This is a genomic window from Enterobacter cloacae complex sp. IR53030 (assembly GCF_049238365.1).
In the GTDB taxonomy this organism is placed as follows: Bacteria; Pseudomonadota; Gammaproteobacteria; order Enterobacterales; family Enterobacteriaceae; genus Enterobacter; species Enterobacter kobei.
Map to the genome: position 1 here is coordinate 169,431 of NZ_JBMKHA010000006.1, position 23,942 is coordinate 193,372.

Below are 23,942 nucleotides of genomic sequence, written 5' to 3' on the forward strand. Positions count from 1 at the left end.
GGCGCTATGAGCGATCGTATTTTTGCCGGGATATGGCTGCTGCTCTGCGTTGGCGGGATGTTTGTCGCCTGGCAGATCCACAGCGAATACAGCTATGAACCCGTAGGGCCACGCCCCTTCCCGATGGGCATCGTCGGCCTGATGCTGCTCTGCTCGGTGGCGCTGCTGTTGCGCCACCCGGACACCGTCGAGTGGCCACCGCGTCGCATTCTGCAGCGTCTGCTGGTGATGGTCATTGTCCTGCTGATGTACGCCTGGGGCTTTGAATGGCTCGGCTTCCCGGTGGCGACCGCCATCCTGACGATGGTGATCGGCATGCTATTTAACGCCACCCTGCCTGCGGCAGGGATCTCAGGCGTGGTGATGGGGATTTTACTGTGGTACGCCTTTGACCGCCTGCTGGACGTGACGTTACCGCTCGGCGCCTGGCTTAATTAACGGAGCACGCTATGGATACCTGGATTTACCTCTCACAGGGGTTCGCCGTGGCGATGACCCCGGAAAACCTGGTGATCGCCCTGATCGGCTGTTTCGTGGGCACGATTGTCGGCCTGCTGCCGGGTCTTGGGCCGATCAACGGGGTAGCAATTTTACTTCCGCTGGCCTTTGCCCTGCATCTGCCTGCGGAATCGGCGCTGATCCTGCTGGCAACGGTCTATATCGGCTGTGAATATGGCGGGCGCATCTCGTCGATCCTGCTTAACGTGCCGGGAGATGCGGCGGCGATCATGACCGCGCTGGATGGCTATCCGATGGCGCGACAGGGTCGCGGGGGCGTGGCGCTCTCCATTTCAGCGGTCAGTTCGTTCTTTGGCTCGCTGGTTGCCATTGGCGGCATCATTCTGTTTGCGCCTGCGCTGGCCCAGTGGTCGCTGGCGTTTGGTCCGGCAGAATATTTTGCCCTGATGGTGTTTGCCATTGCCTGTCTCGGCAGCATGATGGCGCAAAATCCGCTCAAGTCGTTTTTGTCCGCGCTGATTGGCTTAGGGTTAGCCACCGTCGGCGTGGATGCCAACACCGGGGTCTATCGCTTTACCTTCGACAGCGTTCACCTGTCCGACGGCGTGCAGTTTATCGTGGTCGTGATTGGTCTGTTCTCTGTCTCTGAAATCTTACTGATGCTGGAACATACCAGCAGCGGGCAGACGCTGGTGCGCAAAACCGGCCGGATGCTCTTTAGCGCTAAAGAGGGCGCGCAGTGCATCGGCACCACGCTGCGCTCATCGGTAATTGGCTTCTTTGTCGGCATCCTGCCGGGCGCCGGGGCCACCATCGCCAGCGCCATTACCTACATGACCGAGAAAAAGCTCAGCGGCAACAGCGACAGCTTTGGTAAAGGCGATATTCGCGGCGTGGCGGCGCCTGAGGCGGCCAATAACGCCTCGGCCTGTGGCTCGTTTATCCCGATGCTGACCCTTGGCGTACCGGGCTCCGGCACCACGGCGGTGATGATGGGCGCCCTGACGCTCTACAACATCACGCCGGGACCGGCAATGTTTACCGAGCAGCCGGATATTGTCTGGGGGCTGATTGCCGCCCTGCTGATCGCTAACGTGATGCTGCTGGTGATGAATATCCCGCTGATTGGGCTGTTCACCCGCATGTTGACCATTCCCCTGTGGTTCCTGGTCCCGGCGATTGCCGCCGTCTCTGCTGTAGGGGTGTACGCGGTGCACAGCACCACGTTTGACCTGGTGCTGATGGTGGTCCTGGGCGTGCTGGGATACATACTCCGTAAGATGCACTTCCCGATGTCACCGCTGATTCTGGGGTTCGTGCTTGGCGAGATGCTGGAGCAGAACCTGCGCCGCGCGCTGTCCATCAGTAACGGCAATATGTCGATCCTGTGGGACAGCAGCGTCGCGAAGGTCCTGTTAGCGCTGGCAATCATGGTGATTGTGGTGCCGCCGGTATTACGCCTGCTGCGCCGTCGCCAGCGCAAACCGGAGCCGGATATCGGATAATTACGCCGACAGCTGGGCATTCACCCACTGTTTTAACGCCTGGCGGGAGATCTTAATCCCGCCATTTTTTAGCTCAGCCGGCAGTACCAGCCAGTGGACCGGCTGCTCAAAGCGCGCCAGTCTGCCCTGGATCCAGTCAGGAAATTGCGCGATATCCGTTCCCGGCTCGCACTCCACCACCGCCACCGGACGTTGTCCAAACTCGGCATCGTCCAGCGGGACGATAAACACCTGGTTAATCTGCGGGTGTGCGGCGATAACACGTTCCAGCGATTCCGGTTGGATCCCCTCTCCTCCGCTGAAAAAGAGATTGTCTATGCGGCCTAAAATCGTCAGTCGCCCGTTATGCCATTCCCCACGGTCGCGGGTGGCGAACCATCCCTGCGCATTGGTCAACGGCATCAGCGCACCGTCCCGCCAGTAGCCGGAAGCCATACTTTCCGCCCTGATCCAGACTTCACCGTCAACGACCTGCACCTCTCTGCCCGGCAGCGCATACCCTACGTCCTGCTCGCCGTCTGCCTCTTTCGCACAGACGGTAGAGGCAAACTCGGTCAGGCCGTAACCGCAGAAGGAGTGAATACCCTGTTCGCGCGCCTGCTGTGTTAAATCAACGGGGATTGCAGCCCCGCCCAACAGCACCGCTTTCAGTGCAACAGGCTTGTGACGATTAAGCAGACGCCAGAGCTGGGTCGGCACCAGCGAGGCGTGGGTGCAGCCGCGTAACGCCTGTTCCAGAGGTTGTTTCTCGCGCACCGTTAAGCGTGCCCCGGCCACCAGCCAGCGCCATAAAATTCCCTGACCGGAAACGTGAAACAGCGGCAGCGAAAGGAGCCAGTCGTCGTTGTCCCCATAGGGCATCAGCGACAACACGCCGCGTGCGCTGGCAAGGTGGGCGGCACAGGTATGCACCGCCGCCTTCGGTAGCCCGGTCGAGCCGGAGGTGAGCGTCATCGAGGCCAGCCGCGCCGGTTGCCATGCAACGCGGTACGCGTCGGCTGGCTCACGCATGCTCAGGGCAGGAAGAGCGTCGTAGCTGCCGTCCAGCACCAGCGCAAAGCGCAGGGTCATCTGGGGGAGCAGCACGTCCAGCAGCGGACGCGGCAGCTGTGGATTCACTGGAAGAATACGCGCGCCGCACTGGAGCAGCGCCAGCCATGCCATCAGCGTTTGCGGGTGGTTATAGGCCAGCAGCAGAACACCGTCACCCTCCTCCACCCCCTGCTGATGAAAGCCCGCGGCAAGACGATCGATACGCGTGCACAGCTGTTGCCAGCTCAGCGCGTCGTCGTTCAGCCTGAGAGCAGGTTTGTCGGCAAACTGCGCACACCAGTGCCGCCATGGCCAGTCGGTAAAACTCATAGCAGCGGCTCCAGCGCCTCAACGCTGAGGCACGGCAGCGCGCTGTCCGGCCACTGGCGGAGAAGCTGAGCCTGCATCAGGTTCAGCGTATCGAGGCCGGGGACAGCGTCAGGCGTTAACCAGGCGGCAATACGTGCCAGTTGGGTCAGCCCAAGGCTGGACTCAATCGACGAACTGATCACCGCCGTCAGACCCAGCGCATGCGCCGCGGCAACCTGCTCGCGGACCTTCGCCAGGCTGCCGGTTAACGTCGGTTTAATCACCACTGCGCTGACGCCCGGCTCGGCAATAAATTCAAAATCGTCTTCGCGCAGGCTTTCATCCCAGGCGATAGCAATCCCCGTTTCACGAGCAAACGCGCGCGAATCGTCGCGGGTTTTGCACGGCTCTTCCAGGAAGGCGATGCGGCTGCGGTACGCCAGGTTGACGTATTTCGCAAACTGCTGCGCCTTAAGCGGCGTCCAGGCGCGGTTTGCGTCAAGACGCAGGTGCAAATCGGGAATCGCTTCCAGCAGCAGGTTGGCGACCATTCCGTCGCGCACCGCTTCGTAGAGACCGACCTTAATTTTCGCCACTTTCTCGCCCGGCATGGTGGAGAGCAACGCAAAGAGCTCGTCCGGGTCGCCCGTGCACAGCGGTGCCGCGCGGTAATTGCCCTCTTCCGGCAGGCTGCCCTCCAGTTCTGCCAGCGCACAGCTGATACCAAAGGCCGCAGAAGGCACGTCCGGCAACGCCGGGTTCGCGCCCTCACGCCACGCACCTGCCCACGCCAGCAGCGCAGCCTGTGCATCATCGAGCGATTCCAGGCTAAAGCCCGGCAGCGGCGAAATCTCGCCCCAGCCTTCTCGCTCACCCTGCTGAAGATACACAAAGAAGCCATCACGGGTTTTTAACCGCCGTTCACGCAGCACCACGCCCGCGTCCATCGGTATCTGCCAGCGGTAAACCTGCGCGCGACGCATTACGGGTTCCGTTTGTATTTGCTGAAATCAGGCTGGCGTTTTTCGTTAAACGCGTTGCGTCCTTCCTGACCCTCTTCGGTCATGTAGAACAGCATGGTGGCGTTGCCCGCCAGCTCCTGCAGGCCCGCCTGACCGTCACAGTCAGCGTTGAGTGCCGCCTTCAGGCAGCGCAGCGCCATTGGGCTGTTTTGCAGCATTTCACGGCACCAGCGGACGGTCTCTTTTTCGAGATCGGCAATCGGTACCACGGTATTCACCAGGCCCATATCCAGCGCTTCCTGGGCGTTGTACTGACGGCACAGGAACCAGATTTCACGCGCTTTTTTCTGCCCGACGATGCGCGCCATGTAGGAAGCGCCCCAGCCGCCGTCGAAAGAGCCCACTTTCGGACCGGTCTGGCCGAAGATGGCGTTCTCGGCGGCAATGGTCAGGTCACACATCATGTGCAACACATGACCACCGCCGATGGAGTAACCCGCCACCATCGCCACCACCGGTTTCGGGCAGGTGCGGATCTGGCGCTGGAAATCGAGCACGTTCAGGTGATGCGTACCCGCATCGTCCTGGTATCCGCCGTAGTCACCGCGCACTTTCTGATCGCCACCGGAGCAGAAGGCTTTCTCACCTTCGCCGGTCAGGACAATCACGCCGATGTTATCGTCATAGCGAGCATCCGCCAGGGCCTGGATCATCTCCTTGACGGTCAGCGGACGGAAGGCGTTACGCACCTGCGGACGGTTGATGGTGATTTTGGCGATGCCGTCAGCGGATTTGTGGTAACGAATGTCGGTGTAGCCTTCGGAGCAGTCTTGCCATTCGACCGGCGCGTAAAGCATGTTTTCATCAGGATAGATCATAGAGTGTCCTTTGTTCGAAGACGCAGTATCTGAGCCAGACTCGCGGCGACCGCAGCGGGGTTTTCCCGGTGGGCGTTGTGTCCGGCGTTTGGAATTGCATGGCTAACAGCGTGCAGTTCGGCGGCAAGGGCCGCGAACTTTTTATCACGTTCGCCATAGAGGTAATCAAAAGAGAAATGGCGGGTGCTGAGCGCGGGACGTAAATCCGGCTGCCCAGCCAGCGAGGTCGCTTCAAGCATTTTCGCCAGCGTTATGCCGTTGTTTTGGCTGCGCAGGGTAATAAGCGCCTTCCGCTCAGCGTCCGGGAGAGAGGCAAACACCGGCTGCTGGTACCAGTCAGCAAAGACCTTATCCAACGGTTCGGTGCGAAAACGTGTCGCCCAGCGGTGGTCGGATACCCGCCGCGCATGGCGATCGTCGGCGTTCTGCAGGCCCGGATGTCCGCCCTCAACCATCACGCCCAACAGCCCCTTCGGCTGCTGGCAGGCGTGAAACATCGCAATGCGGCCGCCGAGGGAGTACCCCACCATCCAGTAGTTAAGTATGTTGTAACTAATCAGAGTTCGGGTAAGTAACGTACTCATCTCCTCGAACCCCGTCACGGTAATATTCCGGGATTCACCGTGCCCCGGCAGGTCAAGATAGAGCCGGGGATACTCGCTCAGCGTCTCCCCGACAACCTGCCACTCGCGGCAGTCTCCGGAAAAACCGTGCAAAAAGACCAGCCAGGGATAGCCTGGTTCTCCGGTCTGCTGCACGCCTGCGAGGATCACAGCTGGCTCACCTGTGCCAGCAGGCTTTGCAGGCTCTGCGCACCGTCGGCATCGTTCACGACCAGCTCGATCAGCGTCGCGCCCGGTTGCTTCCAGGCGCTGCTTAGCGCGGCTTCCAGCTGTTCCCAGCTCTCCGGGCGGTGATATTTCAGGCTGAACATTGCCGCAGCATGTTCAAACTGCACGTTCTGCGGCATCAGATAGAAACGCTCACGCTCGCTCTGGGGCGTTGGCAACAGAGAGAAAATCTGCCCGCCGTTGTTGTTCACGACGATCAGCACAAACGGTGCGGAAGCCTGACGCAGCAGCGCCAGCGCGTTGAGATCGTAGAGCGCGGAGAGATCGCCCACGATCGCCAGCGTCGATTTCGCGCTGGCGCGCTGCACGCCCGCCGCCGTCGAGATCAGCCCATCGATGCCGCTGGCGCCGCGGTTGCTGTAAACCGGGTAGCCCGCAGGCAGCTTCGAAAAGGCGTCAATCAGACGCACCACCAGGCTGTTACCGACAAACAGCTGGCCCTGTTCAGGCAGATACTGACGAATACGGTGCGCCAGACCGGCTTCGCTGAATGTCTCACAGTGCGCTTTGGTGATTTCCCACGCCTGACGAGACAATTCGGGGATTGCCACCGCCCAGGGTTGACGTTTTTCCGCCGGATGCAGTTCCAGCCAGTTCTCAATGTTGCTCACCAGACGGCGGCCGCGATGGTGCGCCGGGTCAAGCCGCCCTTCCAGCGGGTCGACCAGCCAGTACTCTTCCGGCGTGCAGGTCGCCTGCCACTGCAGCAGGCGTTTCCCGGTCAGGCTGGCGCCGATCTGGACCACAATCTGCGCCTGTGAAAGCTCAGTGACCGCCTTCGCATTCCCGAGCCAGAGATCGGCGCACGGCAGCGGCTGACCGGTCTGGGAAAGCACGTCGCCAATCAGCGGCCAGCCGAGGGTTTGCGCCCATTCGGCGACCCGCCGGCCTTCGGCGGCGCTCATGCGCCCGGCAATTACCACGCCGCGTTTTTGGCGCCAGAAGAACCAGTCGCGCTGTTTCGCGCTCTCAAGATGCGTTTGCCCGCGCAGCCACGGTTTTTCACTCTGCCACCAGTTACCGAGGGAGCGCTGCCAGTCAAGGCCGGTATCGTCCAGTTCGCCATACAGCGGCTCGGCAAATGGACAGTTAATGTGCAACGCCCCGCTGCGCAATGTCTCCATGGCGTGATCGACCGTGGAGACCAGCCAGCTTGCCGGAATATCCTGGGTAGGACGCGGCAGCGAAACCGTCTGCGAAGGATGCGAGGAAAAGAGTCCCGGCTGACGAATGGCCTGATTCGCTCCGCAGTCGATAAGCTCAGGAGGACGGTCGGCCGTCAGCAGGATCAGCTTTTCACCGGTTAGCCCCGCTTCAATCAGGGCCGGGTAGAGGTTCGCCACGGCGGTACCGGAGGTGACAATCACCGCCACAGGTTCTTTGCTGACCTTTGCCAGCCCAAGCGCCAGATGCCCAAGGCCACGCTCATCAAAATGGGTGTGATGAATCAACGCCCGATTTTCGGCGGCCGCCAGCGTCAGCGGCGTTGAGCGAGAACCCGGTGCAATACACACGTGCCTGACGCCATGGCGCGTCAGGGCTTCAAGGATCACCGCCGCCCAGCGTCGGTTAAAAGAACTTACTGACATGAGATTGTCCGGTATCAAGAATGCGACACAGTATAAATAATAGAAAAAATTGGAATTTTGATATGAATCGGGATTGCGCGAATCAGTATTAATCCCTAAGGAGCAGAGAGCGCAAGCCAGCGGCTTTGTTTTCGATCTCCTGCCACTCCTGCTCCGGGTCAGATCCGCTGACGATGCCCGCCCCGGCGTAGAGCCGCAGGGCGTCATCCTGGACGCGCGCCGAGCGCAACGCCACACAGAACTCGCTTTGATCGGGCGATAAATACCCGGCCGAACCGGCGTACCATTCGCGGTTGAAAGGCTCAACGTTGTGGATAAACGCACGCGCGGGCTGTCGCGGAAGCCCGGCAACGGCGGCTGTCGGCTGGAGCACATGCAGACACAATTCGTCATCGGCCTGTTTTAGCTCCGTCCAGATACAGCGTCGTAAATGCTGGACTTTACGCAGCCGGACGACCTGAGCAGGCAATACCTCAAGCGTCTGCGTATGGTGCTGAAGACGCTGGCAGATATCTTCCACGACCAGCATATTTTCACGCTGGTTTTTATCATCATTCAGCAACCACTCGCCCAGGCGCTGCGCCTGTTTATCATCCGTATGGCTGGCGACGGTGCCCGCCAGCGCTTCGGTGCGCAGCAGCTTGCCACGTCGCCGCCAGAGGCGCTCGGGCGTGGAGCCGAGGAACGCGTTGCGGGCGTCGAATACCATGCAGAAATGATAGCAGTTGAGATTCAGGGCGCGGCTGGCGGCCATCAGTGCGACAGGATTAACCCGCTGTTTAAACAGCAGATCGGTGGCCCGGGCAAGCACGACCTTTTCGAAATCGCCGCGCGCGATAGTCTCCGTCGCCTTGCCGATCAGGGTCAACCATTCCGGTTTTTGCGGCAGGTGCGTTTCGCGCTCAACCTGGACAGACAGCGGACGAATGGCTCTGGCTGGACGGAGTTGCTGGAGTAATTCCAGGGCAGTGCGCGCGTCGTCCTGAAGCGAGCGATCACTCCACAGCTGCAGGCGCAAGGTGGCGTTGCCAGCGGTACGTCGCCAGAGCAGGCGCGGCAGAAAAAGACTGCCCTGCTCCGGGCTGAATGCGTTGAGGCCGCAGATGCGCGTCTCTTTTGGCGCATGTTCTGCACGCAAAAACTGTGAGGCCAGCGCCAGAGAGGAAAATTGGGTGACCGCCCCCAGCGCAGCCAGCTCTTCATCACCGTTACGCTGCTGCCAGTAAAATTGCGGATAGCACTGCTGCTCGCCAAGCCAGGCGAGAGGATCGAAGGCGTCGTTTAACGGGAAAGAGACGTCGAAATGACGCAGGCCGGGTGTGGCGGGTAACGCTTGCGAAAGCTGGGTTTGCAGTTGCTCCAGCGCAAGGAAAATCGAATTCACGCGAACCTCTCCCTGTTAAAACCGCATATTATACGGGGTACTGAACATAAATAGCAGTACCCACGTATAGGGAGTGGTTAAGCGGCTTAACGACGGGCCAGCAGCAGACCCAGCACCAGCCCTACGGCAGCACCCACCCCAATGCCCTGCCACGGTTTTTCATGGACATAGTCATCGGCACGATAAACCGCTTTTTTGGCACGGTAGTAGTAAGTATCAGACGCATGGCTGACGCGGTTTTTCACTTCATGCAGCGCCTGTTCAGCACGGGCTTTTAACTCAATATATTTCTGATCGGCAGGGTCGCCCGAGGAACGTAACACCTCTTCCAGCGTTTCGCTCAGCAAAGCCAGGTCGTCGTCGATACGGGTATCCCAGGATTGAAATGACATATTTTTCTCCATGTTAGTACACCAGTCCGCTAACTATAGACAACGACGTGCCATTACGCCTGTTTCACTTCCCGTGCCATGCCGATGTGCGGGATGCCATCTTCGTCATAAACGTCGGTAACCGGCGTAAAACCAAAATGGCCGTAGAAGGGTTGCAGGTGCGCCTGCGCGCCCAGGTATAACGCCTTGTCCGGCCACTGTTCCCGGCACGCATCCAGCGTTTTTTCCATCAGCTGATAGCCGAGTTTTTCGCCCCGTGCTTTGTTGCTGACAATGACGCGACCTATCACGACGGGCTCAAAATCGTCCTCGCTTTTCAGAATCCTCGCATACGCCACCAGCTCGTTATCCTTCCAGCCGAGGATATGACGGTTTTCCCCTGTGAGATCATCACCGTCGATATCCTGATACGGACAGGTTTGTTCAACCACAAACACTTCGCAGCGCAGTCTGAGCAACGCGTAGAGCGACTGAACGGTGAGCTCACTATGGTGTAAATCTTGCCACTGGATCATCTCTTTCTCCTTCCTGGGGTTCATCACGTTATACTAAACCCCTCCCCGTTCGGCAAAGGGCTGATTGCATTATGGAACTGATTTTTCTGGGGACGTCTGCTGGCGTGCCAACCCGATCACGAAATGTGACCGCGATACTGCTGGATCTTAAACATCCCACCCGTGGCGGGCTATGGCTGTTTGACTGTGGTGAAGGGACACAACATCAGCTTTTACATACCGCTTATCACCCCGGCAAGCTGGATAAAATTTTCATCACTCACCTGCATGGCGACCATCTTTTTGGCCTTCCCGGTTTGCTTTGCAGCCGCTCAATGGCCGGTAATGCCAACCCGCTGACGATTTATGGGCCTGTGGGGATCCGGGAATTTGTTGAAACCGCGCTACGCCTCAGCGGCTCCTGGACCGACTATCCGCTTGAGGTCGTTGAGATTACCGAAGGCCTGGTTTTCGACGATGGGGATTATCAGGTCACCGCCCGACCGCTTAATCATCCGGTGGAGTGCTATGGCTACCGCATTGAGGAACACGACAAACCCGGCGCGCTGGATGCCGCCGCGCTCATCGCCGATGGCGTAAAGCCTGGACCGCTGTTCCAGCGCCTGAAGCACGGAGAGCACGTTACGCTGGAGGACGGGCGCATCATCAACGGCCAGGATTATCTCGCCGCACCTCAGCCGGGCAAAAAACTGGCCATTTTTGGTGACACGGCACCGTGCCCTGCCGCCGTTCAGCTTGCTCAGGGCGTGGACGTGATGGTGCATGAAGCCACGCTGGAGACGGCGATGGAAGAGAAAGCCAACAGTCGGGGCCATAGCTCAACGCGTCAGGCGGCGCTGCTTGCCCGTGACGCAGCTGTCGGCAGGCTCATTATCACCCATGTCAGCTCGCGTTACGACGCGCGGGGGTGCGAAAGCCTGCTGGCAGAGTGTCGGGCGCTGTTCCCGGAATGTGAGCTGGCCGAAGATTTCGCTAAGGTCAGCGTTTAGCCCTTCATTTTTCCCTCAGGATGCCGATAACGATTAAAAGGCCAGCATTTCTCTCGAGGGTACAATGGATAATTTCCAGAAAGATATTGATGACAGGGCGAATCTGACCCTGTCGAACCGTTTTGAACTGTTGCTGTTCCGTCTTGGCACCTCTCTGAACGACAACAAATCCGAGCTGTTTGGTATTAACGTTTTCAAGCTGCGCGAAATTGTACCGATGCCGGAGTTCACGAAACCTGCCGGCATGAAGTCTCCGCTGATGGGGATGGTGAATATTCGCGATCAGGTGATCCCGGTGATCGATCTGGCCGCCGTGGCGGGCTGTAAACCCACCACCGGGCTGAACATCCTGCTGATTACCGAATATGCCCGCAGCGTGCAGGCGTTTGCCGTGGAGTCGGTTGAGAACATCATGCGTCTGGACTGGAAGCAGGTGCACGCGGCGGAAACTGCCGTCAGCGGGCGCTACATCACCAGTATTGCCTGCCTGGACGAGAAGGCCGATACCAACGAACTGGCGATGGTGCTGGACGTTGAGCAGATCCTGTATGACATCACCCCGGCGAATCACGACCTGCACGCCACGAATCTGAAGACCACTAAATTCAACATCAAGCCGGGTTCTGTGGCGATTGTGGCGGAAGATTCCAAAGTGGCGCGCTCGATGCTGGAGAAAGGTTTGCAGGCGATGGAGATCCCGGCGCAGCTGCATATCACCGGCAAAGATGCGTGGGAAAAAATTAGCCTGCTGGCCGCTCAGGCGCAGGCCGAAGGTGTGCCGCTCACCGATAAGATTGCCCTGGTGCTGACCGACCTCGAAATGCCGGAGATGGACGGTTTTACGCTGACGCGCAAAATCAAAACCGACCCGGTACTGAAGGATATTCCGGTGGTGATCCACTCTTCCCTTTCCGGCAACGCCAACGAAGACCATATTCGCAAGGTGAAGGCGGACGGGTACGTGGCGAAGTTTGAGCTGAACGAGCTGTCGTCGGTGATTGAAGAGGTGCTGGATCGCTCGATGAAGAAGATTGATGGGCCGTTGATTAGCCGCAAGCAGCTGGCTTAGGTCTGGTGCGGGCTGGTGCCCTCACCCCGGCCCTCTCCCACAGGGAGAGGGAGAAAACCATAAAAAAAACCCGCCGAGGCGGGTTTTTTGTTTTTACATCAACGGCATCGCTCGCTGCACGATATCAATCAGCGGCTGCGGATAGATACCGAAGATCAGCACCAGCAGGGCTGAGATAAGCACTACGATACCACCGGCGCTGTACTGCCAGTTAGATGGCGCATCGCGGTTGAGCTGCTGAGGCGCGCTCAGGTAGAGGCTCACGGCAACGCGCAGGTAGTAATAGAGACCAATCGCGGAACCGATAACCACACCGGCAGTCAGCCACCACAGGTGTGCCTGCACACCGACGGCCAGCACGTAGAATTTACCGATAAAGCCCAGCGTCATCGGGATACCCGCCAGAGAGAGCATCATCACGGTCATCACCGCGGACAGGATCGGACGGTGCCAGAACAGACCACGGTAAGAGAACAGTGAGTCGGCATCCGGGCCACGGTATGGGCTGGACATCAGGCTCACCACGCCGAAGGCGCCGAGGCTGCTGAACAGGTAACCGGCCAGATACACGCCCACGGCTTCCATCGACATTTCACCGCTCTGCAGCGCAATCAGCGCCACCATCAGGTAGCCCAGATGAGAGATGGATGAATAGCCCAGCAGACGCTTGATGTTGGTCTGGCTCAGCGCCATCAGGTTACCAAAGATGATGGAGACGAACGCGATGATGCCCAGCACCACGCGAACCGCTTCACTGTCACCCACCGGCGCGTACAGGAACAGACGCATGACCACACCGAAGATAGCGATTTTGCTCGCTGTCGCCAGGAAGGTCGACACCGGCGCAGGCGCGCCCTGGTATACGTCTGGTGTCCACAGGTGGAACGGAACCAGTGAGAGTTTAAAGCCAAGGCCTACAATCATCATGCCCAGACCCGCCAGCAGCAGCGGCTCGTGGAGCATGCCGTCGCCGAGGCTCTTGCCGAGCGCCATGAAAGAGAGGTTACCGGACTGTGCGTACAGCAGCGCAATACCAAACAGCAGGAACGAGGACGCAGCAGCAGACAGGATGGTGTACTTGATGCTTGCTTCCAGAGAGCGCTTTTGACGGAAGGCGTAACCAATCAGACCGAACAGCGGCAGAGAGATCAGCTCAATACCGAGGAACAGCGCGGCCAGATGGTTAGCATTCGCCAGCAGAATGCCGCCCAGCGCGGCAATCAGAACCAGCAGATAAAACTCTTCTTTGTTGTCGTTGTAGCCTTCGAGCCATGGGTACGCAAAGGTACAGGTCGCCAGGCTCGCCAGCAGCACCAGACCGGTGTAGAGCATGGCATAGCCGTCAACGCGCATCAGCGGCGTGACGTCCATCGCACCGCCCTGGCCAACAAACCAGAGAGAGACTAACGCGGCGTTCAGGCCGATGACCGACAGCGTGGCATTCAGGAAGTGATTGCGTCGCCACGCAATGGAGAGCATCACAACCACCACCGTCAATCCGACGATCAGCAGCGGTAGCAGCGCAATCAGTTGTTGTGGAGTTATTGTCATGGCGATTTACGGCCTTGTAGTAGAAGCAGAATTAACAAACCACTGCTGGATGTTGCCCATCGCACTGTGCGAGGTATCCAGAATCGGCTGCGGGAAGAAGCCCAGCAGCACCAGCAGTACGACCAGCAGCAGGATGATGAACAGCTCACGCAGCGACATCCCCGGCAGTTCTTGTGCAGCAATTTCGCTCTTCGCTTTACCGAAGTAAGCGCGGTGCAGCATCGCCAGCGAGTAGACGGAAGCGAACACCAGACCAAAGGTGGAGATCACGGTGATCACCGGCACCACTTTGAAGCTGCCGAACAGAATCATAAATTCGCCGACGAAGTTACCGGTGCCTGGCATCCCCAGGGTGGCAACCGCGAAGAACATGGAGAGCGCTGGCAGCCATTTAATTTTGCTCCACAGACCGCCCATCATGCGCATGTCACGCGTGTGCAGACGTTCGTACAGCTGACCACACAGGATGAAGAGGCCGGCAGCGGACAGACCGTGTGCAATCATCTGGATCACCGCGCCCTGGTACGCCAGCTGGCTGCCGGTGTAGATGGCAATCAGCACGAAGCCCATGTGGGAAACGGAGGTGTAGGCAATCAGACGCTTGATGTCGTACTGCGTGAAGGCCATCCAGGCACCGTAGAAGATACCGATCACACCGAGCCACATGGCAATCGGGGCAAACTCAGCGGACGCATTCGGGAACAGCGGCAGCGCGAAACGCAGCAGACCGTAGGCCGCGGTTTTCAGCAAGATGCCCGCCAGGTCAACGGAACCCGCAGTGGGTGCCTGAGAGTGCGCGTCTGGCAGCCAGCCGTGCAGCGGAACCACCGGCATTTTCACCGCGAATGCGATGAAGAAGCCCAGCATCAGCAGGTATTCAACGCCGTGTGACATCGGGGTTTTCAGCAGATCTTCGTAGTTGAAGGTCCAGATGCCCGTTGCGTTATGGTGAACAAACACCAGCGCCAGAATGGCAATCAACATCACCAGACCGCTCGCCTGGGTGTAGATGAAGAACTTGGTCGCCGCCGTGATACGCGTTTTACCGTCGGAAGCCTTGTGGCCCCAAAGCGCGATCAGGAAGTACATCGGCACCAGCATCATCTCCCAGAAGAAGAAGAACAGGAACATGTCGATGGCAAGGAACACGCCGATCACGCCGCCCAGGATCCACATCAGGTTCAGGTGGAAAAAGCCCTGGTATTTTTCGATTTCTCGCCAGGAGCAGAGTACCGCCAGAACACCGAGCAGACCGGTCAGCACCACCATCAGCAGCGACAGACCGTCAATCGCCAGGTGGATGGTGATACCGAAACGTGGGATCCAGGGCAGGATGAACTCAGACTGCCACTGCGGGATGCCCGCAGACTGGGTCAGTGAATAACCGCCCTGCAACCACAGTTGCAGGCCAAGCGCGAGCGTCAATCCCATGGTGATCAGCGCGATCCAGCGCGGCATCTTCACGCCAAAGCGTTCAGTCTGCCAGCACAGGAAGCCGCCGATGAAGGGAATTAATATTAGCCAGGGTAGTAACATGGCGATTTACATTCCTTTTTAAGGCCCCCAGCAGGGGCCTGATTTTCAACGAATTCGAATAAAATTCACTTAACGATCAACGCAACACCATCAGCAGCGCCAGCACGACAACCGCACCGATGCTCATGGACGCCACATACCAGCGCAGGTAACCGTTCTCGCTGTACAGCAGGCCTTTACCTGCAAAGCGGGAGAGGATCGCCGGGATATTCATCAGGCTGTTCAGTGGGTCGCGCTTCAGCAGCCACGCAATGCCCAGGAACGGCTTAACGAAGATCATGTCGTACAGCCAGTCGAAGCCCCACGCGTTGTACCACCAGGTGCCCAGCAGACGGCCAGGCGCGCTGTTGGCAACGGCGGTCACCAGCGTGCGTTTGCCCAGCCACAGCCATGCCGCAATCAGGATGCCCGCAATAGCGACTACACCGGAGGTGATTTCAAGCGTCAGAACGCGACCGTGCTCAAGCTCGGTGGTGTCTGGCAGTACGCCCTGCAGCGGCGGCACAATCATTGCGCCAACGAAGGTGGACAGTACCAGCAGCACAATCAGCGGCAGGTGGTGGGTAATCCCCTTCCCTGCGTGAGCGTGAATTTGTTCTTTACCGTGGAATACGATGAAAATCATACGGAAGGTATACAGGGAGGTCATGAATGCACCGACCAGACCCGCAACCATCAGATTGATATGACCATTCGCCATGGCACCCGCAAGGATTTCGTCCTTACTGAAGAAGCCCGCGGTGATCAGCGGCAGTGCCGCCAGCGCCGCGCCGCCCACCAGGAAGCAGACATACACCAGCGGAATGGACTTACGCAGTCCGCCCATCTTGAAGATGTTCTGCTCGTGGTGGCAGGCCAGAATCACCGAACCGGATGAGAGGAACAGCAGCGCTTTAAAGAACGCGTGCGTCATCAGGTGGAAAATGGCCGCGTCCCACGCCTGAACGCCCAGCGCCAGGAACATATAACCAATCTGGCTCATGGTGGAGTACGCGAGAACGCGTTTGATGTCGGTCTGTACCAGCGCAGCAAAGCCTGCCAGCACCAGCGTGACCGCACCGACGATACCCACCAGATGCAGAATTTCCGGGGTCATCAGGAACAGGCCATGGGTACGCGCAATCAGGTAGACACCGGCGGTGACCATGGTCGCGGCGTGGATCAGCGCGGAGACAGGGGTTGGACCCGCCATCGCGTCGGCCAGCCATGTCTGCAACGGCAGCTGTGCGGATTTACCCACAGCGCCACCCAGCAGCATCAGCGTTGCCCACCACAGCATGTTGTTGCCTGCAGCGAAGTGCGCTGGCGCCAGTTCCACCATTTCGCGGAAGTTCAGCGTGCCCAGTTCGTTGTAAAGAATGAACAGCGCGAAAGCGAGGAAGACGTCACCCACGCGGGTCACGACGAACGCTTTCATGGCCGCTGCGCCATTCTTCGGATCGGTGTAATAGAAGCCAATCAGCAGGTAAGAACACAGACCCACGCCTTCCCAGCCCAGATACATCAGCAGCAGGTTATCGGCCAGCACCAGAACCACCATGCTGGCGATAAACAGGTTGGTGTAGGCGAAGAAGCGGGAGTAACCCTCTTCACCGCGCATATACCAGGAGGCGAACATGTGGATCAGGAAGCCAACGCCGGTGACCACGGAGAGCATGGTCAGCGAGAGGCCGTCCAGCACCAGGTTGAAGCCGATGTTGAAATCACCGACCGACATCCAGGTCCACAGCGGCACGCTGAAAGGCTGACGTCCGTTGTTAAAGAAGTCGATCCCCGCATACGCTGTGACCAGCGCAGCCAGACCGATTGAGCCAATGCCCACGGTCGCAGACAGATTCTCAGACCAGCGGCCGCGAGAAAACGCCAGCAGCACGAAGCCAATCAGCGGAAAAATAATGGTTAAGGCAAGCATGTTCATCCACGCAACTCACTTACTGAATCGATGTTCAGATTCTGGCGGCGACGATGGAGCTGCAGCAACAGCGCCAGGCCAATACTCGCTTCAGCAGCCGCGAGGCTGATGGCGAGAATGTACATCACCTGACCATCGGTCTGGCCCCAGTAGCTTCCGGCGACCACGAAGGCCAGCGCGGAGGCGTTAATCATGATTTCCAGACCGATCAGCATAAACAGCAGATTGCGGCGGATAACCAGACCGGTCAGACCCAGAACGAATAAAATCGCAGCGAGGATCAGTCCATGTGTTAAGGGGATCATGCGCGCTCCTCCGTTTTTCTTTTCGCGCGGTCGTCAGTGCGGTTGCTCAGCACCTCGCCAGCACGCTCTTCGCGACCAACGTGGAAAGCAACCACCAGGCCTGCCAGCAGCAGCATAGAGGCCAGTTCCACCGCCAGAACGTATGGGCCAAAGAGCGTGATACCCACCTCTTTAGCGCCGATCGGCGTGCCGTCGATGCCCTGATCGTTCACGCCCAGAATGGCGTAAACAATCACAACCAGCATGATGGCCGACAAAATTGCCGGGCCAATCCACACCTGCGGTTTTAACCACTGACGTTCCTGCTCAATTTCAGAGCCGCCCAGGTTCAGCATCATCACCACGAACACGAACAGCACCATAATGGCCCCGGCGTAGACGATGATTTCCAGCGCACCGGCGAAGTGCGCGCCCAGTGCGAAGAACACCCCGGAGATAGCCAGCAGCGAGATGATTAAGTACAGCAGCGCATGCACCGGATTGGTGTGCGTAATCACTCGCAGCGTAGCCAGGATGGCGATAAGGCCACAGATATAAAAAGCGAATTCCATTGCCCTCTCCTTACGGTAACAGGCTCTTGACGTCGATAGGCTTAGCTTCGTTCTCTGCTTCGCCCTTATCTTTGCCGTCGATTGCCATACCCGCCATCCGGTAGAAGTTATATTCCGGGTATTTGCCCGGACCGGAAATCAGCAGATCCTCTTTCTCGTACACCAGGTCCTGACGCTTGTACTCACCCAGCTCGAAGTCTGGAGTCAGCTGAATCGCCGTGGTTGGGCACGCTTCTTCACACAGACCGCAGAAAATGCAGCGTGAGAAGTTGATGCGGAAGAACTCAGGGTACCAGCGGCCATCTACCGTCTCTGCTTTCTGCAGAGAGATACAGCCGACCGGACACGCTACCGCACACAGGTTACAGGCAACGCAGCGCTCGGAACCGTCCGGGTCGCGCGTCAGCACAATACGACCACGGTAGCGCGGCGGCAGATATACCGGCTCTTCCGGGTACATCCGGGTTTCGCGTTTGGCAAACGCGTGCAGGCCGATCATCCAGATACTGCGTACCTGGGTACCGAAGCCTACCAGTAATTCTTTTAAGGTCATGGTCTATAGCCCCTTATGGCTGCTGCCAGAGAATGACAGCTGCCGTTACCAACAAGTTGACGAGCGTCAGCGGCAGGCACACTTTCCAGCCGAAGGACATTACCTGGTCATAACGTGGACGCGGTAACGCTGCGCGAATCAAAATGAACATCATCATGAAGAACGCGGTTTTCAGCGCGAACCAGATGAACGGCGGTAAGAACGGGCCATGCCAGCCACCAAAGAACAGCGTTACCATCAACGCGGAAATGGTGACGATACCGATGTACTCGCCCACGAAGAACAGACCGAACTTCATACCGGAATATTCAATGTGGTAACCGTCGGCCAGTTCCTGTTCGGCTTCTGGCTGGTCAAACGGGTGACGGTGACACACTGCCACGCCCGCGATAGCAAAGGTAATAAAACCAAAGAACTGCGGGATAACATTCCAGATGTCAGCCTGGTTGTTGACGATGTCGGTCATATTGAATGAACCGGCCTGCGCCACCACGCCCATCAGGGAGAGTCCCAGGAACACTTCGTAGCTCAGCGTCTGCGCGGAAGCACGCATCGCACCCAGCAGCGAGTATTTGTTGTTACTGGACCAGCCTGCGAACAGGACCGCGTAAACCGCGAGGCCTGCCATCATCAGGAAGAACAGAATGCCGATGTTCAGGTCAGCGACCACCCAGGTCGGGCTAACGGGAACGATAGCAAATGCCAGCAGCAGCGAGGTGAAGGCGATCATCGGCGCCAGCGTAAAGATCACGCGGTCCGAGAAGCGCGGGATCCAGTCCTCTTTAAAGAACATCTTGATCATGTCCGCGACCAGCTGGAGTGAACCACCCCAGCCCACGCGGTTCGGTCCGTAACGGTTCTGGAACAGACCGAGCAGACGACGTTCACCGAAGCTCATGAACGCGCCGCAGGTGACCACCACCAGCAGGATAACAATCGCTTTCAGAATGCTCAGCAGGATGTCGATAAGATCCGGCGTTAACCAACTCATGCTTTTGCCTCCTGCAGATTATCAAGACGCGCACCCGCCAGAACCGGCGCGATGCCTGGCATACCCATCGGCAGCCCCACCTGCCCTGCTGTCAGACTTTCAGAGATAATCAGCGGCAGGCTGATGGTCTGGCCGTCATAGCTAAAGGCAATGTTCGCACCCGCGTTAACGCCAAGCTTTGCGGCATCCGCCGGGTTGAGCTTGATGTACGGCTGCGGCATACGGGTCTGGAAGACAGGTGAACGCTGGGACAGCTCGTCGCTACCGAACAGATGGTAGTACGGCGCAATACGCCAGCTACCGTCCTGGGCCTGGAAGCTTGCTGGCACGGTCGTGAAGAAATCCAGACCGGTTTCAGACGCTTCAATCAGACGCACGCCCGGATCGCCGTGGCGCAGGGAACCGCCCACTTCAGCCTGGAACTTGTTCCACGCCTGCGGAGAGTTCCAGCCCGGAGCCCATGCGAACGGGATTTGCGAACGCGGCGCAGACGGCTGGTTGTTCCCTTCCATTGAGAAGGCGAACATGGTGTCTTTATCCTGCGGCTGACGCGGTTCGTGTACGCTGATGTTGGCACGCATTGCGGTACGGCCACTGTAGCGGTGCGGTTCACGTGCCAGTTTCTGGCCGCGAATACGGAAGCTTGCTTCAGGGGCTGCATCTTTAATGCCCGCCAGCTGAGGCAGTTTTTCCACCACCGCGTCGATAACGTGGTCAAGCTGCGTCCAGTCCACTTCACGGCTCTGTACGGTGCTGTGCAGGGAGTGCAGCCAGCGCCAGCTTTCCAGCATCACGGTGTTGCTGTCGTAGTACGCCGGATCATAGACCTGGAAGAAACGCTGTGCGCGACCTTCGTTGTTGATAACGGTACCGTCACTTTCTGCGAAGCTTGCCGCAGAGAGCACCAGGTGTGCTTTGTCCATGATCGCGGTGCGCTGATGGTCGATGACCATGACCAGCGGCGCTTTGGAGAGCGCGGCGTCAACGCGAGCGGCAGAAGCATGGCGATGCAGGTCATTTTCCAGCACCACAACGGCATCCGCAGAACCAGACTCCAGTTCGCTTAACGCCGCTTCCAGCGAGCCGCCGCCAATCATACCCAGACCGATGCTGTTCACCGCACGGGCAATCATGGTCACACCAACGTCTGAACCACGGCCTTTCAACGCTTTCGCCACGTTAGCTGCCGCCTGAATGATCTCCGCGCTACCGGCGTTGGTACCGGAAATAATCAGCGGTTTCTTCGCACCTGCCAGGGCCTGAACAATCACGTCAACCTTGTTTTGCAGATCGCGATCCAGTTCAACGGCGGGAGAGTTGTTGTCCAGCGCGTGGGCGATGGCAAAGCCAAGGCGTGCCTGATCTTCAACCGGCGCGCAGTAGGTCCACGCAGCGATATCGTCCAGACGGGTGTTGTCGACGTTGGTCACAAACAGAGGATGCTTCGCACGCTGACCGATGTTCAGGATCGCCGCAATCTGCCAGTCAGCCACTTTCTGCGCGGCAGCCATTTCACGTGCTTTTCCTTTCACCGCCTGACGAACCGCCAGAGCCGCGCGTGCGCCCGTCTGCGTCAGGTCTTCACCCAGCACCAGAACCGCATCGTAGGATTCAATTTCGCGCAGCGCAGGGGTATGAATACCGCCTTCACGCAGCACTTTCAGAACCAGCTGCAGACGTTCCTGCTCGCCCTCGGCGATACCGGTATAGAAGTTATCCGCGCCAACCAGCTCGCGTAGCGCGAAGTTGCTTTCGATGCTGGCGCGCGGGGAGCCGATACCGATCACTTTCTTCGACTGACGCAGAATATCTGCTGCGCCCTGCATCGCCTGCTCAGCGTTCAGGGTAATGACGTCATCGCCACGGCGCTGAACCGGCTGACGCGGACGGTCTTTCAGGTTCACATAGCCATAGCCGAAACGACCGCGGTCGCACAGGAAGTAGTGGTTAACGGTACCGTTGTAACGGTTTTCGATACGACGCAGTTCGCCGTAACGCTCACCCGGGCTGGTGTTACAGCCGAGGGAACACTGCTGGCAGATGCTAGGCGCAAACTGCATGTCCCATTTACGGTTGTAACGCTCGGAGTGAGTTTTATCCGTGAATACGCCGGTCGGGCAGATTTCTACCAGGTTACCGGAGAACTCGCTTTCCAGCGTTCCGTCTTCCGGGCGACCGAAGTAGACGTTGTCATGCGCGCCATACACGCCCAGATCCTGACCGTCTGCGTAGTCTTTGTAGTAACGCACGCAGCGGTAGCAGGCGATGCAGCGGTTCATTTCGTGAGAGATGAACGGCCCCAGATCCTGGTTACGGTGGGTACGTTTAGTAAAGCGATAGCGACGGAAGCTGTGACCTGTCATTACGGTCATATCCTGAAGGTGGCAGTTACCGCCCTCTTCACAGACCGGACAGTCGTGCGGGTGGTTGGTCATCAACCACTCCACCACGCTTTCGCGGAACTGTTTGGCTTCTTCGTCATCAATCGAAATAAAGGTGCCTTCGGTGGCTGGCGTCATACAGGACATCACCAGGCGACCACGCGTGTCTTCCGCGTTTTGATATTGCTTCACCGCACACTGGCGGCAAGCACCGACGCTGCCCAGCGCCGGATGCCAGCAAAAGTACGGAATATCGAGGCCAAGAGACAGACAAGCTTCCAGAAGGTTGTCCGCCCCGTTGACTTCGTATTCTTTGCCGTCTACATGAATCGTAGCCATTAGCATGCTTCCAGTTGGCTCGGTCGTAACCGAGCGTTAATCAAAATTCTGTCTTTACCAGCGTGCTTTCAGCAGGTTCGGCTGAATCCCATTGATAGAATGGGTATTGCTGAACGGCTGCTTGATGCCTGCTTCGAATTCGTCGCGGAAATATTTAATCGCGCTCTGCAGCGGCTCGACGGCACCCGGTGCGTGGGCACAGAAGGTTTTACCAGGGCCAAGGAATCGACACAGTTGCTCAAGTGTCTCGATATCGCCCGGCTGACCTTCGCCGCGTTCGATAGCACGCAGGATCTTCACGCTCCACGGCAGTCCGTCACGGCAAGGTGTACACCAGCCGCAGGACTCGCGGGCAAAGAACTCTTCCAGGTTACGCACCAGCGAGACCATGCCGATCTCGTGGTCGACGGCCATCGCCAGCGCCGTACCCAGACGGCTGCCTGCTTTACCAATGCTTTCGAATTCCATTGGCAGGTCAAGATGGGCTTCGGTCAGGAAGTCTGTCCCTGCCCCACCCGGCTGCCAGGCTTTGAATTTCAGGCCATCACGCATGCCGCCAGCGTAGTCTTCAAGAATTTCACGTGCGGTGGTACCGAACGGCAGTTCCCAGACGCCAGGATTTTTAACGCGACCGGAGAAGCCCATCAGCTTGGTACCGGCATCTTTGCTTGAGGAGATGCCCTGATACCACTCCACGCCGTTGGCGAGGATAGCTGGAACGTTACACAGGGTTTCAACGTTATTGACGCAGGTCGGTTTACCCCATACGCCGGAGCTTGCCGGGAACGGTGGCTTGGAACGCGGGTTCGCGCGGCGGCCTTCCAGGGAGTTAATCAGCGCGGTCTCTTCACCGCAGATATATCGCCCGGCACCGGTGTGCACAAACAGTTCGAAGTCAAAACCCGTGCCCAGGATGTTTTTACCCAGCAGGCCGGCTTCGGTGGCTTCGGCAATCGCACGACGCAGGTTTTCCGCCGCTTCGATGTACTCACCGCGCAGGAAGATGTAGCCACGGTAGGCTTTCAGCGCAAACGCGGAGATCAGCATGCCTTCCACCAGCAGGTGCGGCAGCTGTTCCATCAGCAGGCGGTCTTTATAGGTGCCCGGCTCCATTTCATCCGCGTTACACAGCAGGTAACGGATGTTCATGGATTCGTCTTTCGGCATCAGGCTCCACTTCAGACCGGTGGAGAAACCTGCGCCGCCGCGGCCTTTCAGACCCGACTCTTTCACCGCGTTAACGATGTCGTCCGGCGCCATGCCGCCAAGGGCTTTACGCGCACCGGCATAGCCGTTTTTGCTCTGGTATTCGTCGAGCCATACCGGCTGTTTATCATCACGCAGACGCCAGGTCAGCGGATGCGTCTCAGCAGTACGAATTACAGTTTTCATTTGTACTGCTCCAGCAGGTCAGGAATCGCTTCCGGCGTCAGATGGCTGTGAGTATCCTCATCAATCATCATGGTCGGCCCCTTGTCGCAGTTACCCAGGCAGCAGGTTGGCAGCAGAGTAAAGCGACCATCGAACGTGGTCTGGCCCGGCTTGATATTGAGTTTCTTCTCAATGGCAGCCTGAATGCCCTGATAACCGGTAATGTGGCAGACCACGCTGTCACAGTAGCGGATCACATGGCGGCCCACCGGCTGACGGAAGATCTGGCTGTAGAACGTGGCTACGCCTTCTACGTCACTGGCCGGAATACCCAGCACTTTTGCGATCGCGTAGATCGCCCCATCCGGCACCCAACCACGCTGTTTCTGTACGATTTTCAGCGCTTCAATGGACGCCGCACGCGGGTCTTCGTAGTGGTGCATCTCGTGCTCAATGGCGGCACGCTCTGCGTCACTCAGCTCAAAAGCCTCGGTTTGTGGTTGTTGATTCTCGTGCAT

22 protein-coding genes are annotated in these 23,942 nt (G+C 58.4%); 4 read left to right on the forward strand and 18 right to left on the reverse strand.

Translation table 11 applies throughout. From position 1 onward, the window contains the following. Positions 1-6 precede the first annotated feature (6 nt). Together ACOTXR_RS08640 and ACOTXR_RS08645 are read left to right on the forward strand one after the other, a co-directional pair. Entirely contained in the window at positions 7-438 is a 432-nt protein-coding gene (locus tag ACOTXR_RS08640; protein WP_014884622.1) for a tripartite tricarboxylate transporter TctB family protein, read from the forward strand. Positions 439-449: 11 nt separating this feature from the next. Further along, complete coding sequence (locus ACOTXR_RS08645) at positions 450-1,964, forward strand: tripartite tricarboxylate transporter permease (protein ID WP_014884623.1); 1,515 nt, start codon at positions 450-452, stop codon at positions 1,962-1,964. On the opposite strand, the gene menE is transcribed toward ACOTXR_RS08645, so the two are convergent. The 8 genes from menE to ACOTXR_RS08685 all read right to left on the reverse strand — a co-directional run bounded on the left by menE (position 1,965) and on the right by ACOTXR_RS08685 (position 9,876). After that, positions 1,965-3,326, reverse strand: a complete 1,362-nt coding sequence (gene menE / locus ACOTXR_RS08650) for an o-succinylbenzoate--CoA ligase (protein WP_045268975.1) — start codon at positions 3,324-3,326, stop codon at positions 1,965-1,967. It lies immediately after the preceding gene. After that, the gene (gene menC, locus ACOTXR_RS08655) at positions 3,323-4,288 is read right to left on the reverse strand and encodes an o-succinylbenzoate synthase (protein ID WP_058691103.1); all 966 of its coding nucleotides are present in this window, start codon (positions 4,286-4,288) and stop codon (positions 3,323-3,325) included. The genes menE and menC overlap by 4 nt, the downstream gene beginning before the upstream one ends. Then, positions 4,288-5,145 (reverse strand): 1,4-dihydroxy-2-naphthoyl-CoA synthase, encoded by an 858-nt coding sequence (gene menB, locus ACOTXR_RS08660; protein ID WP_013098093.1) that lies wholly within the window; start codon positions 5,143-5,145, stop codon positions 4,288-4,290. Before menB ends, menC begins: the two co-directional genes overlap by 1 nt. Next, entirely contained in the window at positions 5,142-5,918 is a 777-nt protein-coding gene (gene menH, locus ACOTXR_RS08665) for a 2-succinyl-6-hydroxy-2,4-cyclohexadiene-1-carboxylate synthase (RefSeq protein WP_047026919.1), read from the reverse strand. The genes menB and menH overlap by 4 nt, the downstream gene beginning before the upstream one ends. Then, complete coding sequence (gene menD / locus ACOTXR_RS08670) at positions 5,915-7,585, reverse strand: 2-succinyl-5-enolpyruvyl-6-hydroxy-3-cyclohexene-1-carboxylic-acid synthase (RefSeq protein ID WP_058691104.1); 1,671 nt, start codon at positions 7,583-7,585, stop codon at positions 5,915-5,917. Before menD ends, menH begins: the two co-directional genes overlap by 4 nt. Before the next feature lie 88 nt (positions 7,586-7,673). Next, the gene (gene menF, locus ACOTXR_RS08675; protein ID WP_058691105.1) at positions 7,674-8,969 is read right to left on the reverse strand and encodes an isochorismate synthase MenF; all 1,296 of its coding nucleotides are present in this window, start codon (positions 8,967-8,969) and stop codon (positions 7,674-7,676) included. 86 nt (positions 8,970-9,055) lie between these two features. Further along, on the reverse strand, positions 9,056-9,361 hold the full coding sequence (elaB, locus tag ACOTXR_RS08680) for a stress response protein ElaB (protein ID WP_008500219.1): 306 nt from the start codon (positions 9,359-9,361) through the stop codon (positions 9,056-9,058). A gap of 53 nt (positions 9,362-9,414) precedes the next feature. Beyond that, positions 9,415-9,876: a GNAT family N-acetyltransferase gene (locus ACOTXR_RS08685; RefSeq protein WP_058691106.1), complete on the reverse strand. Its 462-nt coding sequence runs from the start codon at positions 9,874-9,876 to the stop codon at positions 9,415-9,417. A 71-nt stretch (positions 9,877-9,947) separates the two neighbouring features. On the opposite strand from ACOTXR_RS08685, the gene rbn reads away from it, so the two are divergent. Together rbn and ACOTXR_RS08695 are read left to right on the forward strand one after the other, a co-directional pair. Further along, complete coding sequence (rbn, locus tag ACOTXR_RS08690; RefSeq protein WP_058691107.1) at positions 9,948-10,865, forward strand: ribonuclease BN; 918 nt, start codon at positions 9,948-9,950, stop codon at positions 10,863-10,865. Positions 10,866-10,929: 64 nt separating this feature from the next. Continuing rightward, the gene (locus tag ACOTXR_RS08695) at positions 10,930-11,934 is read left to right on the forward strand and encodes a chemotaxis protein (RefSeq protein ID WP_058691108.1); all 1,005 of its coding nucleotides are present in this window, start codon (positions 10,930-10,932) and stop codon (positions 11,932-11,934) included. A 93-nt stretch (positions 11,935-12,027) separates the two neighbouring features. On the opposite strand, the gene nuoN is transcribed toward ACOTXR_RS08695, so the two are convergent. The 10 genes from nuoN to nuoE form a co-directional block, all read right to left on the reverse strand. Further along, positions 12,028-13,485: an NADH-quinone oxidoreductase subunit NuoN gene (gene nuoN / locus ACOTXR_RS08700; protein WP_014884632.1), complete on the reverse strand. Its 1,458-nt coding sequence runs from the start codon at positions 13,483-13,485 to the stop codon at positions 12,028-12,030. 6 nt (positions 13,486-13,491) lie between these two features. After that, the gene (nuoM, locus tag ACOTXR_RS08705) at positions 13,492-15,021 is read right to left on the reverse strand and encodes an NADH-quinone oxidoreductase subunit M (RefSeq protein WP_014884633.1); all 1,530 of its coding nucleotides are present in this window, start codon (positions 15,019-15,021) and stop codon (positions 13,492-13,494) included. Positions 15,022-15,097: 76 nt separating this feature from the next. Beyond that, on the reverse strand, positions 15,098-16,939 hold the full coding sequence (gene nuoL, locus ACOTXR_RS08710; protein ID WP_014884634.1) for an NADH-quinone oxidoreductase subunit L: 1,842 nt from the start codon (positions 16,937-16,939) through the stop codon (positions 15,098-15,100). Beyond that, the gene (nuoK, locus tag ACOTXR_RS08715) at positions 16,936-17,238 is read right to left on the reverse strand and encodes an NADH-quinone oxidoreductase subunit NuoK (protein ID WP_003861496.1); all 303 of its coding nucleotides are present in this window, start codon (positions 17,236-17,238) and stop codon (positions 16,936-16,938) included. Before nuoK ends, nuoL begins: the two co-directional genes overlap by 4 nt. Further along, positions 17,235-17,789, reverse strand: a complete 555-nt coding sequence (gene nuoJ / locus ACOTXR_RS08720) for an NADH-quinone oxidoreductase subunit J (protein WP_008500212.1) — start codon at positions 17,787-17,789, stop codon at positions 17,235-17,237. Before nuoJ ends, nuoK begins: the two co-directional genes overlap by 4 nt. 10 nt (positions 17,790-17,799) lie before the next feature. Continuing rightward, a complete protein-coding gene (gene nuoI, locus ACOTXR_RS08725) occupies positions 17,800-18,342 on the reverse strand; it encodes an NADH-quinone oxidoreductase subunit NuoI (RefSeq protein WP_003861491.1) in 543 nt (180 codons plus the stop codon). A gap of 13 nt (positions 18,343-18,355) precedes the next feature. Continuing rightward, the gene (nuoH, locus tag ACOTXR_RS08730; RefSeq protein WP_008500211.1) at positions 18,356-19,333 is read right to left on the reverse strand and encodes an NADH-quinone oxidoreductase subunit NuoH; all 978 of its coding nucleotides are present in this window, start codon (positions 19,331-19,333) and stop codon (positions 18,356-18,358) included. Then, positions 19,330-22,053 (reverse strand): NADH-quinone oxidoreductase subunit NuoG, encoded by a 2,724-nt coding sequence (gene nuoG / locus ACOTXR_RS08735; RefSeq protein WP_058691109.1) that lies wholly within the window; start codon positions 22,051-22,053, stop codon positions 19,330-19,332. The genes nuoH and nuoG overlap by 4 nt, the downstream gene beginning before the upstream one ends. Positions 22,054-22,107: 54 nt before the next feature. Next, a complete protein-coding gene (gene nuoF, locus ACOTXR_RS08740) occupies positions 22,108-23,445 on the reverse strand; it encodes an NADH-quinone oxidoreductase subunit NuoF (RefSeq protein WP_003861487.1) in 1,338 nt (445 codons plus the stop codon). Further along, on the reverse strand, positions 23,442-23,942 hold the full coding sequence (gene nuoE / locus ACOTXR_RS08745) for an NADH-quinone oxidoreductase subunit NuoE (RefSeq protein ID WP_014884636.1): 501 nt from the start codon (positions 23,940-23,942) through the stop codon (positions 23,442-23,444). Before nuoE ends, nuoF begins: the two co-directional genes overlap by 4 nt.

Coding starts and splice junctions, on each gene's coding strand:
- ACOTXR_RS08640 (WP_014884622.1), top strand. CDS start 7: ATGAGCGATCGTATTTTTGCCGGGATATGGCTGCTGCTCTGCGTTGGC.
- ACOTXR_RS08645 (WP_014884623.1), top strand. CDS start 450: ATGGATACCTGGATTTACCTCTCACAGGGGTTCGCCGTGGCGATGACC.
- menE (WP_045268975.1), bottom strand. CDS start 3,326: ATGAGTTTTACCGACTGGCCATGGCGGCACTGGTGTGCGCAGTTTGCC.
- menC (WP_058691103.1), bottom strand. CDS start 4,288: ATGCGTCGCGCGCAGGTTTACCGCTGGCAGATACCGATGGACGCGGGC.
- menB (WP_013098093.1), bottom strand. CDS start 5,145: ATGATCTATCCTGATGAAAACATGCTTTACGCGCCGGTCGAATGGCAA.
- menD (WP_058691104.1), bottom strand. CDS start 7,585: ATGTCAGTAAGTTCTTTTAACCGACGCTGGGCGGCGGTGATCCTTGAA.
- elaB (WP_008500219.1), bottom strand. CDS start 9,361: ATGTCATTTCAATCCTGGGATACCCGTATCGACGACGACCTGGCTTTG.
- ACOTXR_RS08685 (WP_058691106.1), bottom strand. CDS start 9,876: ATGATCCAGTGGCAAGATTTACACCATAGTGAGCTCACCGTTCAGTCG.
- rbn (WP_058691107.1), top strand. CDS start 9,948: ATGGAACTGATTTTTCTGGGGACGTCTGCTGGCGTGCCAACCCGATCA.
- ACOTXR_RS08695 (WP_058691108.1), top strand. CDS start 10,930: ATGGATAATTTCCAGAAAGATATTGATGACAGGGCGAATCTGACCCTG.
- nuoN (WP_014884632.1), bottom strand. CDS start 13,485: ATGACAATAACTCCACAACAACTGATTGCGCTGCTACCGCTGCTGATC.
- nuoM (WP_014884633.1), bottom strand. CDS start 15,021: ATGTTACTACCCTGGCTAATATTAATTCCCTTCATCGGCGGCTTCCTG.
- nuoL (WP_014884634.1), bottom strand. CDS start 16,939: ATGAACATGCTTGCCTTAACCATTATTTTTCCGCTGATTGGCTTCGTG.
- nuoK (WP_003861496.1), bottom strand. CDS start 17,238: ATGATCCCCTTAACACATGGACTGATCCTCGCTGCGATTTTATTCGTT.
- nuoJ (WP_008500212.1), bottom strand. CDS start 17,789: ATGGAATTCGCTTTTTATATCTGTGGCCTTATCGCCATCCTGGCTACG.
- nuoI (WP_003861491.1), bottom strand. CDS start 18,342: ATGACCTTAAAAGAATTACTGGTAGGCTTCGGTACCCAGGTACGCAGT.
- nuoH (WP_008500211.1), bottom strand. CDS start 19,333: ATGAGTTGGTTAACGCCGGATCTTATCGACATCCTGCTGAGCATTCTG.
- nuoG (WP_058691109.1), bottom strand. CDS start 22,053: ATGGCTACGATTCATGTAGACGGCAAAGAATACGAAGTCAACGGGGCG.
- nuoF (WP_003861487.1), bottom strand. CDS start 23,445: ATGAAAACTGTAATTCGTACTGCTGAGACGCATCCGCTGACCTGGCGT.
- nuoE (WP_014884636.1), bottom strand. CDS start 23,942: ATGCACGAGAATCAACAACCACAAACCGAGGCTTTTGAGCTGAGTGAC.